Annotated in this window: 16 protein-coding genes; 7 read left to right on the top strand and 9 right to left on the bottom strand. The window is 69.7% G+C overall.

The window, feature by feature from the left end:
• The first annotated feature begins 117 nt into the window (after positions 1 to 117).
• From AC1D2H_RS09400 to AC1D2H_RS09410, 3 genes are read left to right on the top strand one after another with little or no spacing between them, the layout of a single operon-like run.
• Positions 118 to 1125, top strand: coding sequence for a D-2-hydroxyacid dehydrogenase family protein (locus AC1D2H_RS09400; protein WP_477933895.1), 1008 nt, complete (start codon positions 118 to 120; stop codon positions 1123 to 1125).
• A 1-nt stretch (position 1126) separates the two neighbouring features.
• Positions 1127 to 1678, top strand: a complete 552-nt coding sequence (locus tag AC1D2H_RS09405) for a chromate transporter (protein WP_478010757.1) — start codon at positions 1127 to 1129, stop codon at positions 1676 to 1678.
• Positions 1675 to 2217, top strand: a complete 543-nt coding sequence (locus AC1D2H_RS09410) for a chromate transporter (protein ID WP_477933891.1) — start codon at positions 1675 to 1677, stop codon at positions 2215 to 2217. The genes AC1D2H_RS09405 and AC1D2H_RS09410 overlap by 4 nt, the downstream gene beginning before the upstream one ends.
• On the opposite strand, the gene AC1D2H_RS09415 is transcribed toward AC1D2H_RS09410, so the two are convergent.
• Together AC1D2H_RS09415 and AC1D2H_RS09420 are read right to left on the bottom strand one after the other, a co-directional pair.
• Complete coding sequence (locus AC1D2H_RS09415) at positions 2214 to 2678, bottom strand: hypothetical protein (protein ID WP_477933890.1); 465 nt, start codon at positions 2676 to 2678, stop codon at positions 2214 to 2216. The genes AC1D2H_RS09410 and AC1D2H_RS09415 overlap by 4 nt on opposite strands.
• A gap of 80 nt (positions 2679 to 2758) precedes the next feature.
• A complete protein-coding gene (locus AC1D2H_RS09420; RefSeq protein ID WP_478010758.1) occupies positions 2759 to 3757 on the bottom strand; it encodes a GlxA family transcriptional regulator in 999 nt (332 codons plus the stop codon).
• A gap of 339 nt (positions 3758 to 4096) precedes the next feature.
• Here AC1D2H_RS09420 and AC1D2H_RS09425 point away from each other — a divergent pair, with 339 nt between their 5' ends.
• Positions 4097 to 4699 carry a DJ-1/PfpI family protein gene (locus tag AC1D2H_RS09425; RefSeq protein ID WP_478010759.1) on the top strand — a complete coding sequence of 201 codons (603 nt, stop codon included), beginning with the start codon at positions 4097 to 4099 and terminating at the stop codon, positions 4697 to 4699.
• Positions 4696 to 5877 carry an aminotransferase class III-fold pyridoxal phosphate-dependent enzyme gene (locus AC1D2H_RS09430; RefSeq protein WP_478010760.1) on the top strand — a complete coding sequence of 394 codons (1182 nt, stop codon included), beginning with the start codon at positions 4696 to 4698 and terminating at the stop codon, positions 5875 to 5877. The genes AC1D2H_RS09425 and AC1D2H_RS09430 overlap by 4 nt, the downstream gene beginning before the upstream one ends.
• A gap of 144 nt (positions 5878 to 6021) precedes the next feature.
• Here AC1D2H_RS09430 and upp read toward each other — a convergent pair whose 3' ends face one another.
• The 3 genes from upp to AC1D2H_RS09445 are packed head-to-tail and all read right to left on the bottom strand — an operon-like array spanning position 6022 to position 9874.
• Positions 6022 to 6654, bottom strand: a complete 633-nt coding sequence (upp, locus tag AC1D2H_RS09435) for a uracil phosphoribosyltransferase (protein ID WP_477933882.1) — start codon at positions 6652 to 6654, stop codon at positions 6022 to 6024.
• Between the two features lie 47 nt (positions 6655 to 6701).
• A complete protein-coding gene (gene rlmB / locus AC1D2H_RS09440) occupies positions 6702 to 7439 on the bottom strand; it encodes a 23S rRNA (guanosine(2251)-2'-O)-methyltransferase RlmB (RefSeq protein WP_477933881.1) in 738 nt (245 codons plus the stop codon).
• Complete coding sequence (locus AC1D2H_RS09445; RefSeq protein ID WP_478010761.1) at positions 7436 to 9874, bottom strand: ATP-binding protein; 2439 nt, start codon at positions 9872 to 9874, stop codon at positions 7436 to 7438. Before AC1D2H_RS09445 ends, rlmB begins: the two co-directional genes overlap by 4 nt.
• Positions 9875 to 10005: 131 nt before the next feature.
• Between AC1D2H_RS09445 and AC1D2H_RS09450 the strand changes: the two genes are divergently transcribed.
• Positions 10006 to 11796: a PEPxxWA-CTERM sorting domain-containing protein gene (locus tag AC1D2H_RS09450; RefSeq protein ID WP_478010762.1), complete on the top strand. Its 1791-nt coding sequence runs from the start codon at positions 10006 to 10008 to the stop codon at positions 11794 to 11796.
• Positions 11797 to 11806: 10 nt separating this feature from the next.
• Here AC1D2H_RS09450 and AC1D2H_RS09455 read toward each other — a convergent pair whose 3' ends face one another.
• From AC1D2H_RS09455 to AC1D2H_RS09470, 4 genes are all read right to left on the bottom strand, one after another.
• The gene (locus AC1D2H_RS09455; protein WP_478010763.1) at positions 11807 to 12604 is read right to left on the bottom strand and encodes a polysaccharide deacetylase family protein; all 798 of its coding nucleotides are present in this window, start codon (positions 12602 to 12604) and stop codon (positions 11807 to 11809) included.
• Positions 12604 to 13311: an acetyltransferase domain-containing protein gene (locus tag AC1D2H_RS09460; RefSeq protein WP_477933873.1), complete on the bottom strand. Its 708-nt coding sequence runs from the start codon at positions 13309 to 13311 to the stop codon at positions 12604 to 12606. The genes AC1D2H_RS09455 and AC1D2H_RS09460 overlap by 1 nt, the downstream gene beginning before the upstream one ends.
• A gap of 8 nt (positions 13312 to 13319) precedes the next feature.
• On the bottom strand, positions 13320 to 13919 hold the full coding sequence (locus AC1D2H_RS09465; protein WP_477933871.1) for a DUF4124 domain-containing protein: 600 nt from the start codon (positions 13917 to 13919) through the stop codon (positions 13320 to 13322).
• Between the two features lie 70 nt (positions 13920 to 13989).
• Positions 13990 to 14442 carry a DUF4124 domain-containing protein gene (locus tag AC1D2H_RS09470; protein WP_478010764.1) on the bottom strand — a complete coding sequence of 151 codons (453 nt, stop codon included), beginning with the start codon at positions 14440 to 14442 and terminating at the stop codon, positions 13990 to 13992.
• Positions 14443 to 14552: 110 nt separating this feature from the next.
• On the opposite strand from AC1D2H_RS09470, the gene AC1D2H_RS09475 reads away from it, so the two are divergent.
• The gene (locus AC1D2H_RS09475; RefSeq protein ID WP_478010765.1) at positions 14553 to 15647 is read left to right on the top strand and encodes a S1C family serine protease; all 1095 of its coding nucleotides are present in this window, start codon (positions 14553 to 14555) and stop codon (positions 15645 to 15647) included.
• Positions 15648 to 15652: the final 5 nt, after the last annotated feature.

Raw genomic sequence — 15652 nt, forward strand, 5'->3', positions numbered from 1 at the left:
TCTCCTTGAGGGAAAGCGATCGTAGCCAGCATGCCCGGAGCCTGCATCGGCCAAGGGCACAATGCCCCAAAACCTGATGCCCCCAAGCTGACGCCGTTCGCTGCGCGGGCCCCGACCATGAATGTGATCATCCTCGACGACTACCAGGATGCCGTGCGCAAGCTGCGCTGCGCGGCCAAACTGGAGCCGCTGAATGCCAAGGTCTTCACCAACACCGTCAAGGGCATAGGCCAGCTGTCCGTGCGGCTGCGTGATGCCGAGGTGTTGGTGCTGGTTCGCGAGCGCACGGCCTTCCCGCGCCAGCTGCTGGAAAAGCTGCCCAAGCTCAAGCTGATCTCGCAGACCGGGCGCGTCGGCAGCCACATCGACGTGGAGGCCTGCACGCGGCTCGGCATTGCCGTGGCCGAGGGCGTCGGCAGCCCGGTGGCGCCGGCCGAGCTGACCTGGGCGCTGATCATGGCCTCGATGCGCCGGCTGCCGCAGTACATCGGCAACCTCAAGCATGGCGCCTGGCAGCAGGCCGGGCTGAAGGCGGCGTCCATGCCGGCCAACTTCGGCGTCGGCATGGTGCTGCGCGGCAAGACGCTGGGCATCTGGGGCTACGGCAAGATCGGGCAGCTGGTGGCCAGCTATGGCCGCGCCTTCGGCATGACGGTGCTGGTCTGGGGCAGCGAGGCCTCGCGGCTGCGCGCCGAGGCCGACGGCTACCAGGCCGCGCCCAGCCGCGAAGCCTTCTTCGGCACGGCCGACGTGCTGTCCGTGCACCTGCGCCTGTGCGACGCCACCCGCGGCATCGTCACACCCGAGGACCTGGCCCAGATGAAGCCGACGGCCCTGTTCGTCAACACCTCGCGGGCCGAACTGCTTGCCGAAGGCGCGCTGGTGTCGGCGCTGAACCGCGGCCGGCCCGGCATGGCGGCCATCGACGTCTTCGAGAGCGAGCCCATCCTGCAGGGCCACCCGCTGCTGCGCCTGGAAAACGCCGTCTGCACACCCCACATCGGCTATGTGGAGCAGGACAGCTACGAGCTCTACTTCGATGCGGCCTTCGACAACGTGCTGAACTTCATCAAGGCGCAGCCGAGCAATATCGTCAATCCGGAAGCGTTGAAGGTTCACCGCTGAAGTGAATCGGCCGCAGTCCCTCACCCACCTGTTCCTGGCGTTCACGCGCCTGGCCCTGCAGGGTTTCGGCGGCGTGCTGGCGGTGGCCCAGCGCGAGCTGGTCGAACGCCTGGGCTGGATGAGCAAGGAAGAGTTCGTCGAGACCCTGGCCATCGCCCAGGTACTGCCCGGGCCCAACGTCGTCAACCTGTCGATGATGATCGGCGACCGCTTCTTCGGCCTGCGCGGTGCCGTCGTCGCGCTGGCCGGCATGCTGCTGGCGCCGGCCGTCATCGTGCTGTGCCTGGCCGTGGCCTACAGCGAGCTGGCCCGCCACCCGATGGCCGTGAACGCGCTGCGCGGCATGGGCGCCGTGTCCGCCGGCCTCATCCTCGCCACCGGCATCAAGCTGCTGCCGGCGCTGAAGAAAAGCCCGCTGGGGCGGCCGCTGGCCCTGGGCCTGGCGCTGCTGGCCTTCGTGCTGATCGCGCTGCTGCGCTGGCCTCTGATCTATGTGCTGGCCTTGCTTGGCGGCAGCGGCATGCTGATCGCCTGGTGGAGGATCAAGCCGTGACGACGCCGGTCGACCTCTTCAGCCTCTTCCTGCACTTCCTGACGCTGTCGCTGCTGTCCATCGGCGGCGCCATCACGACGGTGCCGGAGATGCACCGCTACCTCGTCGACAAGACGGGCTGGCTGACGGACACGATGTTCACGTCCTCCATCGCGCTGGCCCAGGCCGCGCCGGGGCCCAACATCCTGTTCGTCGCGGTGCTGGGCTACAACGTGGCGGGCCTCCAGGGCGCCGCGGCCGCCATGGCCGGCATCATGCTGCCGTCCAGCGTGCTGACCGTGACAGCCACGCGCTGGGCGCGCAACAACCGCGAGAACATCAACGTGCGGGCCTTCTCGGCCGGCATGATGCCGCTGACGCTGGGGCTGATCATCGCCACGGGCTGGCTGCTCGCCCTGCCCTTCCTGAAGGCCGAGGAGCATCGCTGGACGACGCTGGCCCTGATCGCCGTCACCGTGCTGCTGACGCTGAAGACGAGGCTGGGCCTCGTCTGGATGGTGCTGGGTGGCGGCGTGCTGGGCGCTCTCGGCCTGGTTTAGACGCCCAGGCCGGCCTGGGTCGTCACCGAGCGCTTGCTGACGGGCGACATGCCCAGCGTGACCTGCGCATAGACCTCATCGGAGCGCGGCATGATGATGGGCGTGTGGATGTCGGCCCAGCCGACGATCTGGGTGCCGGCGTCCTCGTCGAGCTTGGCGGTGTCGATGGCCCGCTTCTCGGAGTAGTTGACCGTGCCCGCGGACAGCACCGACACCGCCTTGTAGGGGCGCAGGATCAGGCCGCCGGCCAGCCAGGTGAAGGTGCTGATCAGGTCGTCGGCGCCGCTGTCGCCCGAGGGCAGGTTGTCACCGGCGAGGTCTTCACCGAACAGCTCGATCTCCAGGCGGTAGGTGCGGCCGACATCGCTGGCATCGAAGGTCATCGTGCCGGCAACGGTCACGTCGCGCTTGCCGGCGCTGGTGGCGCCGAGGGTGATGGTGGGGGTGGAGAGGGTGGCCATGAGGGGCTCCTGGGTCAGGTGGTGGCTCACCAGGGATTGGCTTGCCTGCCTGTACTGACGCAGGCAGGCGCCCGCAGGGATCAAGCTGCGGAGGGTGAAAGTTCACCTGCACCCGGGCCGCCCGGCCGGAAGGCCGCCGGCGGCCGGCCGAGCAGCCGCAGAAAGGCCCGCCGCATGCGCTCGGTGTTGCCGAAGCCGCAGTCCAGCGACACCCGCAGCACCGACGCCGCCCCGCTCTCCAGCGCCGCCCGCGCGGCCTCCACCCGCAGGCGCTCCACCGCCTGCGCCGGCGTGGCTCCCGTCTCGGCGCGGAAGCAGCGCGCGAAGTGGCGCGGGCTCATGCAGGCCTGGGCGGCGAGATCCTCCACGCGGTGGTCGCGCCGCAGGTCACGGCGCAAGTCGTCCAGCAAGGCGCCGAAGCGGCCCTCCGGACGCTGCAGCTCCAGCAGCGGCGAGAACTGCGACTGCCCGCCGGGGCGCCGCCTCTCCACGACGAGCTGGCGCGCGGCCTCGCGGGCGATGTCTTCGCCGTGGTCGTGGACCAGCAGGGCCAGGCAGAGGTCGATGCCGGCCGTCATGCCGGCGCTGGTCCAGAGCTCGGGCCAGCGCTGCTCGCGCACGGCGGGCTCGCGCACATAGATGCGGTCGGGCTGCAGACGCACGGCCGGATAGTCGGTGGCGAACTGCCGGCTGCGCGACCAATGCGTCGTCGCCGTGCGCTGGTCCAGCAGGCCAGCCGCCGCCAGCACCAGGCTGCCGCTGCAGATGCTGGCGATGCGCGCCCCCGACTGTGCCGCCCGCCGCAGCCAGGCGATGAGGCGGCCGTCCCGGCAGGCGCCGTCCACGCCGTCGCCGCCGATGACCATGACCAGGTCGAGATCGCCCAGGCGGCGCGGCAAGGCCTGCACCGGCCAGTCCACGCCCGCCGAGCTGCGCACCGCCGGCGGCGTGCTGGCCACCAGGCGCCAGTCGTAGCTGCCGGGGTGGGCCAGGCGGGCCACCTCGAACACCGCCATCGGCCCGGCCAGGTCGAGTTGCTGGAAGCCCGGGAAGAGCACGAAGGCGATGCGGCAGGTCATGAGCAGATCCTAGAAACGGCGGTTGGGCGCGCCCGAGGGGCTGGCGAAGCGGGCTGCCGGCAAGGCGCGACGACGCTGCGGGCTCGTGCCCGCGAGGAGGAGCAACGCAGCCAGCGGCCCGAGGCGCCAGACCAGCGGGCGTGCAGCGCTGCTCAGCGAAATGATGACGACGGCCTCATCGCCAACGCGTTGATCCCCCGAGTTTCGATGAGTCGCGAGCGGTCAACCGCCGTTTCCAGGATATGGCAGAAAAGGTGGGAACTGCGTCATGGCGGCCATGAAGGCCAGCCTGCAAACTGCCGGACATCGACGACGCAACGCGGCAGGAGGCCGCATCCAATGAACGTTGGCATCCTGGTTTTCGACGAGATGGAACTGCTGGACATGGCCGGCCCCTACGAGGTGTTCACGACGGCGGCGCGGGTGCATGGACGCAGCCAGCCAGCGGGCAGCGCCCCGCTGTTCACGGTGAGCACCGTGGCGCGCGGGACCGCACCCGTGCGCGCCCGGGCCGGCCTGCAGGTGCAGCCCGACTTCGCGCTGGGCGAGCACCCGCCACTCGCCTGCGCCATCGTGCCCGGTGGCGTGGTGGACGCCGAACTGCGGCAGCCGCAGGCGCTGGCCTGGATCGCCGCCCAGCGGCGCACGGCTCTCGTGCTGGCCTCGGTGTGCACCGGCGCCCTGCTGCTGGCCGAGGCCGGCGTGCTGGACGGCCTGGCCGCCACCACGCATTGGGAAGACCTCGACGCGCTGCGTTCGCTGCGGCCGGCCGTGCGGGTGCGCGAAGGCCTGCGCTGGGTCGACGAGGGCGAGGTGGTCACGTCGGCCGGCATCTCGGCGGGCATCGACATGTGCCTGCACCTCGTGCAGCGCCTGCACAGCCGCGAGCTGGCCTTGCGCACCGCGCGACAGATGGATTACGACTGGAAGGACAAGCCATGACCGACCTTGGCCACGACCTCATCACCATCACCCACCGCCCGGACACGGTGTTTGTCCAGGGCCAGGGCGCCTGGCTGACCGACGAGGGCGGCAAGCGCCACCTCGACCTCGTGCAGGGCTGGGCCGTCAACAGCCTCGGCCACAGCCCGGCGCTGATCACGCAGGCACTGTTGGCGCAGTCCCGGCAGCTGCTCAACCCCAGCCCGGCCTACTACAACCGCCCGCTGCTGGACCTGGCCAGGCGGCTGGTGGAGGTGAGCTGCTTCGACCGGGTCTTCCTGGCCAGTTCAGGCGCCGAGGCCAATGAAGGTGCCGTCAAGCTCGCGCGGCGCTGGGGCAGCCGCACGCGGGGCGGCGCCCACGAGATCATCGGCTTCGAGCAGGCCTTCCATGGCCGCACGCTGGCGATGATGAGCGCCTCGGGCAAGCCGGGCTGGGGCGAGATCTACCCGCCCATGCCCACGGGCTTCGTGAAGGCGCGCTTCAACGACATCGCCTCGGTCGAGCGGGCGATGACGCCGCGCACGGCGGCCGTGATGATCGAGCTGGTGCAGGGTGAGGCCGGCGTCGTTGTCGCCGACCCGGGTTTCGTGCGCGAGCTGAGGGCGCTGACGGCGGAGCGTGGCGTGCTGCTGATCGCCGACGAGGTGCAGACCGGCATCGGCCGCTGCGGCCATGCTTTCGCCCACGAGCACTTCGGCATCGAGCCCGACGTGATGACCTTGGCCAAGGGGCTGGGTGGCGGCGTGCCGCTGGCCGCGCTGCTGTGCAAGGAGGAATTGAACTGCTTCGAGCCCGGCGACCAGGGCGGCACCTTCTGCGGCAACCCGTTGATGGCCGCCGTCGGACTGGCCGTGGTGAACGAGGTCTGCCGCGAGGACTTTCTTGCCGGCGTGCGCGAGCGTGCTGAGCAGCTGTCTGCCGGGCTGCAGGCCATTTCGCGTGACCTCGGCCTGGGGGGCGAGCGCGGTCTGGGGCTGCTTCGCGCGCTGGTGCTGCCGTCAGACGGCGCGGGCGAGGTGGTCGCCGCGGCACAGGCGCTGGAACCCGTCGGCCTGCTGCTCAATGCGCCCCGCCCTCATCTCATACGGCTGATGCCGGCGCTGAACATCAGCGATGCCGAGATGGCAGAAGGGCTGGCGCTGCTGCGCCAGGCGCTGCGCGAGGTGCTCGGGTGAACGTATTTGCGGGCCGAGCGCCGGGCCGCCCCTAGCCGGCCCGCGTATGGCGACGTGCTTGCGGCTCAATGCCGCAAGCATCGCCGCCCCTCGGGGGGGCCGACCAACTCGCCCGCGTTCAACGCGGCGAACTGGGCGGGGGGCTCAACCTTGCGTCGTGCCGAAGATCTTGTCGCCGGCGTCGCCCAGGCCCGGGATGATGTAGCCGACGTCGTTCAGGTGGCTGTCGATGGCCGCCGTCCAGCAGCGCACATCGGGGTGGGCCGCCTGCAGGGCCTTCACGCCCTCGGGGGCCGCCACCAGCACCAGGGCTCGCACGTCCTTGCAGCCGCGCGCCTTCAGCAGGTCGACGGTGGCGATCATGCTGCCGGCCGTGGCCAGCATGGGGTCGATGATCAGCGCGGTGCGGGCGTCGAGGTTGCCGACGAACTTGTCGAAGTAGTTCACCGGCTTGAGCGTCTCGTGGTCGCGCGCCAGGCCGACGACGGACACCTTGGCATTGGGCAGGATGTCCAGCACGCCGTCCAGCATGCCCAGGCCTGCACGCAAGATGGGCACGACGGTGACCTTCTTGCCGGAGATCTGGTCAACCTCGGCCGGGCCGCTCCAGCAGTTGATGGTGACCTTCTCGGTCGGGAAGTCAGCCGTCGCCTCGTAAGCCAGCAGCCGGGCCACTTCGCCGGTCAGCTCGCGGAACTTCTTCGTCGAAATGTCGGCCTCCCGCATCAGGCCGATCTTGTGCTTGACGAGGGGGTGCTTGACTTCGATGACGGCCATGGCGGGCTTCCTAATTTTTCTGAATAGTCAGAATTATCGACGCTGACTCATCGACGCTGACGAAGGGCCTCGTAGAGGCAAACCCCGGAAGCGACCGACACGTTCAGGCTTTCGACAGCCCCGGCCATGGGGATGCGCACCAGTTCGTCGCAGGTCTTGGCCGTCAGCTGGCGCATGCCCTCGCCTTCCGCGCCGAGCACAAAAGCGACGGGGCGCTTCAGGTCCAGGTCGTAGATGGAGCGCTCGGCCTGGTCGGAGGTGCCGACCACCCAGATGTCGCGCTCCTTCAACTCGTTGAGCGTGCGGGCCAGGTTGGTGACCATCAGATAGGGCACGGTCTCGGCCGCGCCGCTGGCCACCTTGGCCACCGTGGCGTTCAGGCCGACGGCACGGTCCTTGGGGGCGACGACGGCATGCGCCCCGGCGCCATCGGCCACGCGCAGGCAGGCGCCGAGGTTGTGCGGGTCGGTCACGCCGTCCAGCACCAGCACCAGCGGCGGGCCTTCGACGGCGTCGAGCACGTCGTCCAGCGAGTGCAGTTGGGCGATGGCGGCCACGCGTGCGACGACGCCCTGGTGGCGCGGGCTGCCGGCGATCTGGCTCAGGCGCTCGTCGTTGCTCTCCACCAGCTTGGCGCCGGCCTCCTTGGCGCGCTCGATGAAGGAGCGCATGCGCTGGTCGCGCCGGGCGGGGTCGAAATGGACCTCGGCCACCGATGCGGGATGGGTCTTGAGGCGGACGGTGACGGCGTGGAAGCCGAACAATACTTTGGCGGAAGCGCTCATGCCCGCATCGTAGCGGCCGGCCGTTCCAGCCACTGCCGGACTTCGAGGATGGCGGCCTCGTAGCTCAGGGCCTGGCCCAGGATTTCGGCCGCCGCAAACGCGGCATCGCCCAGGGCGGCTCGCGCGCTGGCCATCAGCGGCGCCACGAAAGCCTCGTCGACCGGTTCGCGCTGGCTGCCGCCCTGCGCCATGCGCACCTGAGCCGCGCCAGCGAAGCGTGCCGCCACCGCGGGCTCAGCGCCCGCCGAGGCCAGGCCGGCGGCGACCTCCAGCAGATCCTCCCCCATGCCCCGCAGCTCGGCGGCGGTGGCCAGTTGCAGGCTTTCCAGCAGCAGCGCCCGGGCGCGGTCGAGGTTGCCGCAGGCCACCGACAGCCGGGCCAGGTTGCACAGCGGCACGAAGAGGCCGCCGGGCGACTGCAATTGCCGCGAAATGGCGATGGCCTCCTCGTAGCAGAGCCCGGCCGCCTCGAATTCGCCCTGGCTGCGGTGCAGTTCGGCCAGGTTGTTCAGCAGGATGCCCAGCGCGAACGGGCCGTCCAGTGTGCGAGCGACTGCGCAGGCACGCTCATACCGAGCCCGCGCGCCCTCCATCTGCCCGAGGGCCTGCAGGCTCTTGGCTTGCAAGCCCAGGCCGGTGGCGGTCTGTTCCGCGTCATCCAGGGGAGCCGCGATGGCCAGGCTGCGCTCGGCATGGGCCTGGGCTTCGTCGTAGCGGCCCATGCGGAAGGCGATCTGTCCCAGCGCCGAGTGGGCACGGCTGTGCCACAGCGGTTCGACATCGGGGCCGGCGCGGGCCAGCACCGCAGCGGCCAACGCGTGGCCACGCTCCAGTTGAGCCGAGGCGACCCAGTAGCGCCACAGGCAGGCCACCAGCAGGACGCCGGCCTGCTCGCCGTCCGGCGCGTGTTCGCACCAGCGGTGCGCGGCCAGCAGGTTCTCCTGCTCCTGGGCCAGGCGCAGCATCCAGGCGCCCTGCTCGGCACCCTGCATCTCGCCCCAGGCGGCCTGCGCCAGCGCCACGCAATGGCGCAGGTGAAGGTTGCGGGCCGCCTCGGCGTCGCCAGCGCCGGCCAGCCTGTCCTGGGCATACTGGCGCACGGTCTCCAGCATCCGGTAGCGCGACGGTGCCGCCCCTTGCTGCTCCACCTCCAGCAGCGATTTGTCGTGCAGCCGCTGCAGCAGCGCCAGTACGGCGTAATCGTCGCCCGCATCGGCCACCGCGGTGGCGGCGGCCAGCGTGCAGCCGCCGACGAAGACGGACAGCCGCCGGAACAGCCCCTGCTCGTCCGGCGTCAGCGCGCCATGGCTCCAGTCCAGCGTGGCCTGCAGGGTCTGGTGGCGCGGCACGGCGCGGCTGCCGCCGGTCAGGAAGCGGAAGCGGTCGTCCAGCAGCGCGCCGATCTGCGCCACCGGCAGCATGGCCACGCGGGCCGCCGCGAGCTCGATGGCCAGTGCGATGCCGTCCAGGCGCCGGCAGATGTCGGCCACGGCCGGGGCATTGCCGGCGTCCAGCGCGAAGTCGGGCTGGGCCAGACCGGCCCGGTCGATGAAGAGCCGTACGGCCTCGCAGGCCTGCACGGCCGCCAGGTCGGTGGCCGACGGCAGTGACAGCGGCCGCACCGGCATGATCTGCTCACCGGCAAGCCCCAGGCTTTCGCGGCTGGTGGCGATGATCTTCAGGCCGGCGCAGCACGAGATCAGCTCGTCGGCCAGTGCCGCGACGGCGTCGATGACATGCTCGCAGTTGTCGAGCACGAGGACGGCGCCGCGCGGCCCCAGGTGAGCGCACAAACGCGCGTGCAAGGGCGAGCCGGCGTCCTCGCGCAGGCCCACGGCCGCTGCGACGGCCGCCATCACGCGCTGCGGGTCTTGCACCGGCGCCAGGTCGACAAACCAGGCGCCGTCGGGGAAGGCGTCCAACTGCTGACTCGCCAGTTGCAGCGCCAGCCGTGTCTTGCCGCAGCCGCCGGTGCCCGTCAGCGTCAGCAGGCTGGCCTGGGCCAGCAGCCCGGCGCATTGGGACAGCAGCAGTTCGCGGCCGATGAAGCGCGTGCGCGGCCGGGGCAGATGGGAAACCGGGCTGGGAGGGGGTGCCTCGGCGCTGGCGTTCACCGCGGCGGTGAACTGGTAGCCGCGCCCGGCAATCGTCGTGATGGCTGCCGGCCCCAACACCTTGCGCAGCGCCGAGATATGCACCTGCAGCGTGTTCTCCTCGACCACGCTGCCCGGCCATATCGCCTGCAGCAGATCCTCCTTGCTGACCGGCGCATGGCGGCGCTGGAACAGCAGCAGCAGCACATCGAAGGCACGGCTGCCCAGGGCGGCAGGCTCGCCCTCGACCAGCAGCAGGCGCGCCGCCGGCCTCAGCTCGAACGAGCCAAAGCGGCCTTCCTCGCGGGACAAGCGACCGTGCACCGGCTCTGCTGGGCTCATCCCCCTAGCTTAGGGCGAAGGGGGCAGCAAATATCAGAACTCTTCAGCCACCCCCCAAGGACATGAAGTCGGCGCCGGCGCAGAGTCAGTTCAGGCATCGCGTTCGGTGCCTCACCCCCAAGGAGCGAAACATGAGCGTGCCTTCAAACGCCAAGTCCCGTCCGGCTGGACGGCCCTCGTCAACCGCGGCCGTGCATCGCCGCCGCCGGCTGGCCATCGCCTCCGGCGTGGTCTGCGCCGCGGCGTCGATGCCCGCCAGCGCCGTCGACTTCAGCGCGCTGTTCTCGCTGAAGGGCCAGAGCGTCTATGCGCCCGGCCCCGCCGTCGATGTCAACACCAACCAGCGCCTGGGCCCGCCGGCCTTCAATTTCGGCAAGGAGTACGGCGGCATCACCAACATCTGCGACCCGATCTACGACTGCTCGACCGGCGTGCGCGCAGGCGCCGACACCAATGGCAGCTTCGGCCTGAACTACGGCGCCAAGTTCAACAGCGGCTCCTACGACCTGCTCTACCCGGTCTATGCCCACATCAACGAGCCCGTGGCTTTTTCAAACGCCATCGGGAGCCCTTTCAAGCTGAGCAGCAGCTTCAAGGTGGCGGGCTATACGGCGCCGGGCTATCAGGAATACCTGAACGGCCAGCGCGTGGTCGCCAAGCTCACCACCCATTCACCCACGCTGCAGGCCTATGTCGATCTCGATGCGAGATTCCATGCCTTCGTCGGCGCGCAGGCCTGTTTCGCGGGCTTCTGCACCGGCCCTGCACTGGCCCCTCCCGATGTCAACGTGTCACGGACGCTGGTCGGCATCAACCGCAACAACGACGGACGCATCCAGATCGGTGACGACATCGTCCAGCTCAAGCAGTACCGCACCTTCCTGGACGGCAATGTGACGGCGCGGCTCAACATCCCCAATGTCGATGGCGTCTCCAGCCCGGCCAACAGCACGGCCACCCAGCTGAACAGCCACGGACGCGACAGCATCCTTTCGCTGAGCGCCAACGTCGGCAACATGGTGTCCAAGGCCGTGGGCATCCCGCTGGTCGGCAACGCGGCAGGCATAGGCTACAACCTGCTGAGCATCAACGCGGGGCTGGGGCTGGACCTGGCGCAGACCCTCAGCGTGCAGCTGACGCCGATGGAGACCTTCAATTTCCTCAGCCCCGTGCGGCGCCAGCTGGCCGATGGCTCCTGGAGTGGCTTCACCAAGCAGATCACCGTGCCGCTGGGAGAAGACCTGGTGCTGAAGTCCAGCGTCATCAATGTCGGCGTGGTGCCGTCGACCGCCCTGCAGCTCACGTTTTCCAACCTGACCGAGCTGGTCGTCCAGGGTGACTTCAATGTCCAGGCCCTCGCCGCCGACATCTACGGCCTCAAGATCGGGCCGCTGTACGACTCCGGCCCGGGTGGCGTCGGCRAGTTCAACATCCCGCTCTACCAGGACAGCTTCAGCTTCTCCACCGGCGCCATTTCCGGCCTGCCCTTCAACGTGCTGCAGTCCTTGCCCCTGTCGACGAGTGCCGACCCGGGCTATCGCGCGCTGTTCTTCGTCGGCGATCAGGACGACCAAGGCCTGGCGCCGGGCGAAATCCGCGCCGTCCAGTACCTTTGCCGGGCTTGCCCGTCCACGCATGTCAGCGACACGGATCCGTCGGTGTTCAGCCAGTCCGGCGACCGCGTGTTCATGGTCGACGGCGACGCGCTCAAGCTGGCCACCAACAACCCCGGTGAGGTCGGCACCGACGCATCGCAACTCGCGCTGCTCTACGGCACGGGCTTCACAGGCCAGCGCGTCGAGTTGGTCTCGCCGATCGGCCTGCCCAGCCCCGTTCCGGAGCCTTCGACCTGGCTGCTGATGGCCGCGGGCTTCGCCGCGGTGGGCAGCGTCGTACGGCGGCGGACGAACCAGGCCGCATGAGTGCTGCGGGCTAGGGCTTGGTCGCCTGCTGCGCCCTCACCTGCGTCATCACGTTGACGAAGCTGTCGGTCCAGAAGCGCGCCTTGTTCTTGGCCAGGTGGTCCAGCAACTGGTCGTGGGCCTCGCGGGTCACGCTCAGGTGCTCGGCGCCGACGCCATGGAAGAGCAGCGAAACCAGCGCATGCTGGGCCGCCGCCTTCTCGACCAGGGCGATCAGCTGTTCGCCCGTCCAGCCCTCGACGAAATAGACCGGCATGGCATAGGGGTCGAGGCCGGCCGTGTCGGTGACCATGCCCGGGCCGGCCGCACGGTAGGCGACGAAGTAGGGCTTCAGCGCGGCGACAAAGTCCTGGCCGCCGGCCTTCATGTCCAGGCAAGGCGGCGTGAAGGTGCGCTGGGTCCTGCCGTCCAGCGACTGCAGCCAGGTGTTGGCGGCCAGGATGTGCTCCTGTACCTGGACCGGCGTCTGCTTGTCCAGGTCACGATGCGGCGCCACCCATTCGCGGCCCGGCCCCTTGGCCGAGCAACCGTGGAAAAGGCTGTGATTGCCCAGCTCATGGCCGGCGGCCGCAGCGGCCTTCCATTCGTTCTGGCGGCCGGGCAGCGTCGGGCCGTTGATGGGCACATAGAAGCTGGCCCGCAGGCCGCGCTTGTTCAATGCCGGGATGACATGGTCGAGCTGGCTGTCCAGGCCATCGTCATAGCCCAGGCTGACGGCCGCCTGGGCGCCGTTCGGCCACACGAAGGGTGCCGCCGTGGCAGCGGCCGCAACGAAAAGGCCGAGCGCGGCCACAAGCATCTTTCGCATCACATTCCCTTCAAGAACTGAACCGCCATCAGCGCGCCGATCAGCACCGGCTGATGGACCATGTAGAAACTCAGCGACCAGCGCCCCAGCAGGGCCAGTGGCCGCGGAGCGCTGCCCGCCCACAGCTGCGGCCGCGCCCGCGTGACGACAAAGCCCAGCAGCATGACGCCCAGCCAGGGCAGCACCGGCACATAGTCCTCGGTGATGGGCTTGTGGGTGACGAGGCCGATCCAGTTGGTCCAGCGCATGTCGAACCAGGGGCTTTGCACCAGCCGCGGTGCGGCGATGGCGGCGGCCGCCAGCACCAGCAGCACCGCGTTCGGCAGCCGGCTGAGGCCCATGCGCAGCAGCAGCAGCATGACGGCGATGCCGTGCAGCACGCCAAAGCTGATCCAGCTGTTCGGGAACATGAACCACGAACCCGCCGACACCAGCAGCGCGCAGCCGGCCACCTGGGCCCAGCGCTTCCAGAAGCGCGCGGCGCCTTGGCCCGCCAGTACCGCGAAGGCCTGGCCGCCGCCGGCGCAGAACAGGAAGAGGCTGACGATGCAGACACGCTGCCAGGTCCAGACCGGGTCGCGGTAGAAGTCTTGGCGGATCCAGCCGAAGTGGTTCAGGTCGAAGCCGAAATGGAAGGCCGCCATCCAGACGATGGCCAGGCCGCGCAGCGCATCAAGGCGATCGGATCGGGCGGGCGATGCGGGCATGCAGGGCGTCAGGGAATCACGGCGGACGCGGGATTCTGGCCTCTCTGCTGCTGCAGCTGGTTACGGCGCTGCATCTTCTCCTCGGCGATGCGGCGGCGCGTGATGCGGTCGCCCTCGTCCGGGTCGGCGGCGCTGTGCATGGCCTCGGCGCGAAGGCGGGCGTCGTAGCGGGCCCGGTCGCTGAGCTGGGTCTGCGCAGCCTGGGCCTCGCGGCTGATGACCCAGTCGGCCTCCCGGTAGCGGCCCTGGCCGCTGCGGCACTGGCGCACGCGGCGCACTTCGTCCTGCAGGAACTGGCGCTCGGCATCGCCCAGCGTCGTCGAATTGGCGCGCGTCTCCATGCTGCGGATCTCGCCATCGCCCGGGCAGGCATTGCCGACGGACGCTTGTGGCGCCGAAGCCGCCGGCGCCCGGCCCAGTGCCGCGTCGACGATTTCCGGCTTGATGGCGTCGACGACATTGGTCCGCAGATTGCGCTCCGACACCGGCTGGCCGGCCTGCGGGCAGGGCTTGTCGCTGAAGTTGACCTTGCCGTTGACTTCGCATTTCCAGACCTGCTGCGCCCATGCACCCGACAGCGCCAGCGACAGCGCAAGGCCGCAAAACATCCCCCTCATCCCAAACCTCCGTCACCAAGAGCGCCGCACAACGCGGCGACCGGAGGTTACGCTGACAGGGTCAACGCGGTGCTGCGTCCAGCTCGCCGGCGGGCTCGACGGGGTTGACGCGCGGCAACGCGGCCAGTTGCTGCGCCCTCGGGTTGCCGCGCTGGATGAAGCCCGGCGGCGCCGGTGCCAGCGGGTCGGCCGGGCGCCGGTGCGCGGCCGAGCCACGTCGGCGTGCGCTGCGCTCGGCGATGGCCGAGACCGGCCTGGCCTGGGCGGCCACGCCCGATGCCTCGCGCGCCACGGCCGCCGAGGCGCCTGCGAGCGGCACCGACGCGGCCGCTTCGGGCTTGCTGACATCCACCCCATTGGGCTGCAGATTGCGGCTGGGCACGGGCCGGCCCTGCGCTTCGCAGGGTTGGTCGGTATAGCGCACCACACCGTCTTGCTCGCATTTCCACACCTGCTGCGCGGCAGCACTGCCCAGCAACGCACACAAGCCCCATCCCAACAACAACTGCTTCATGGCCGTTTTCCTTGCTGCTGCATCGATTGCCGACGCGGCGTGACGGTCGGCAAGTCGGCACCCGCCCGCTTCACAATGGCCGCCAACGCCATCGCCGACTTTCCGCCGACATGCCTTCGCGCCTTGAAATCCTGACCGTCGCCGCCTGCCTGGGTTTGGCAATCGCCGTGCCCGCGAACGCGCAGGCTCAAACCCGCCAGGCCCAGCCTCGCTCGCCGGCCCCGCGCGCCGCGCTGGACGCCGAGGAGATGAACAACATCAGCGTCTTCAAGCGGGTTTCGCCGTCGGTGGTGCACATCACGACGCTGAGCGTGCAGCGCGACTTCTTCTCGCTGCGCACCAGCGAACAGCCCAGCGGCACCGGCACCGGCTTTGTCTGGGACGATGCCGGCCACGTCGTCACCAACTTTCACGTCATCCAGGGCGGCGACCGAGCCACCGTGACGCTGAGCGACCAGAGCAGTTACCCGGCCAAGCTCGTCGGCGCCTTCCCCGACCGCGACATCGCCGTGCTGCGCATCGAGGCACCGCGCGAGAAACTGCCGGCCATCGGCATTGGCGCCAGTCGCGACCTGCAGGTGGGACAGAAGGTCTATGCCATCGGCAACCCTTTCGGGCTGGACCAGACGCTGACGACCGGCATCGTCTCGGCGTTGAACCGCGAGATCGAATCGGTCACGCGGCGCACGATCAAGGGGGCGATCCAGACGGACGCCGCCATCAACCCGGGCAATTCAGGCGGCCCGCTGCTGGACTCGGCGGGGCGGCTGATCGGCGTCAACACGGCGATCTACAGCCCGAGCGGCGCGAGCGCGGGCATCGGCTTCGCGATTCCCGTCGACGAAGTCAACCGCATCGTGCCGCGGCTGATCCGCGACGGGCGCTTCATCCGGCCCGCACTCGGCGTGACGGCCGGGCCGGAGAACCTGGCCAAGGCGCTGGGGGCGCCCAAGGGCGTGCTGCTCGTCAATGTGGCGGATGGCAGCCCGGCGGCGGCGGCCGGGTTGAAACCCTTTGGCCGCGACCGCAGCGGGCGCATCGTGCAGGGCGACGTCATCACGGCGGTCGATGGCCAGGCGGTGGCGGACCTGGATGACATGCTGTCGCTGCTGGAGACGCGGCAGATTGGGGAGAAGGTGACGTTGACGGTCTGGCGGGCGGGGCAGACGCGGAAGGTGGCGGCGACGCTGGGCAGCTCGGACTAAGCTGC

The organism is Roseateles sp. P1_C1_2 (assembly GCF_056406535.1).

Bases quoted from the DNA above. Each gene is read 5' to 3' on its own strand.
- AC1D2H_RS09400 (WP_477933895.1), top strand. From the start codon at position 118: ATGAATGTGATCATCCTCGACGACTACCAGGATGCCGTGCGCAAGCTG.
- AC1D2H_RS09415 (WP_477933890.1), bottom strand. From the start codon at position 2,678: ATGGCCACCCTCTCCACCCCCACCATCACCCTCGGCGCCACCAGCGCC.
- AC1D2H_RS09420 (WP_478010758.1), bottom strand. From the start codon at position 3,757: ATGACCTGCCGCATCGCCTTCGTGCTCTTCCCGGGCTTCCAGCAACTC.
- AC1D2H_RS09425 (WP_478010759.1), top strand. From the start codon at position 4,097: ATGAACGTTGGCATCCTGGTTTTCGACGAGATGGAACTGCTGGACATG.
- AC1D2H_RS09430 (WP_478010760.1), top strand. From the start codon at position 4,696: ATGACCGACCTTGGCCACGACCTCATCACCATCACCCACCGCCCGGAC.
- upp (WP_477933882.1), bottom strand. From the start codon at position 6,654: ATGGCCGTCATCGAAGTCAAGCACCCCCTCGTCAAGCACAAGATCGGC.
- rlmB (WP_477933881.1), bottom strand. From the start codon at position 7,439: ATGAGCGCTTCCGCCAAAGTATTGTTCGGCTTCCACGCCGTCACCGTC.
- AC1D2H_RS09445 (WP_478010761.1), bottom strand. From the start codon at position 9,874: ATGAGCCCAGCAGAGCCGGTGCACGGTCGCTTGTCCCGCGAGGAAGGC.
- AC1D2H_RS09455 (WP_478010763.1), bottom strand. From the start codon at position 12,604: ATGCGAAAGATGCTTGTGGCCGCGCTCGGCCTTTTCGTTGCGGCCGCT.
- AC1D2H_RS09460 (WP_477933873.1), bottom strand. From the start codon at position 13,311: ATGCCCGCATCGCCCGCCCGATCCGATCGCCTTGATGCGCTGCGCGGC.
- AC1D2H_RS09465 (WP_477933871.1), bottom strand. From the start codon at position 13,919: ATGTTTTGCGGCCTTGCGCTGTCGCTGGCGCTGTCGGGTGCATGGGCG.
- AC1D2H_RS09470 (WP_478010764.1), bottom strand. From the start codon at position 14,442: ATGAAGCAGTTGTTGTTGGGATGGGGCTTGTGTGCGTTGCTGGGCAGT.
- AC1D2H_RS09475 (WP_478010765.1), top strand. From the start codon at position 14,553: ATGCCTTCGCGCCTTGAAATCCTGACCGTCGCCGCCTGCCTGGGTTTG.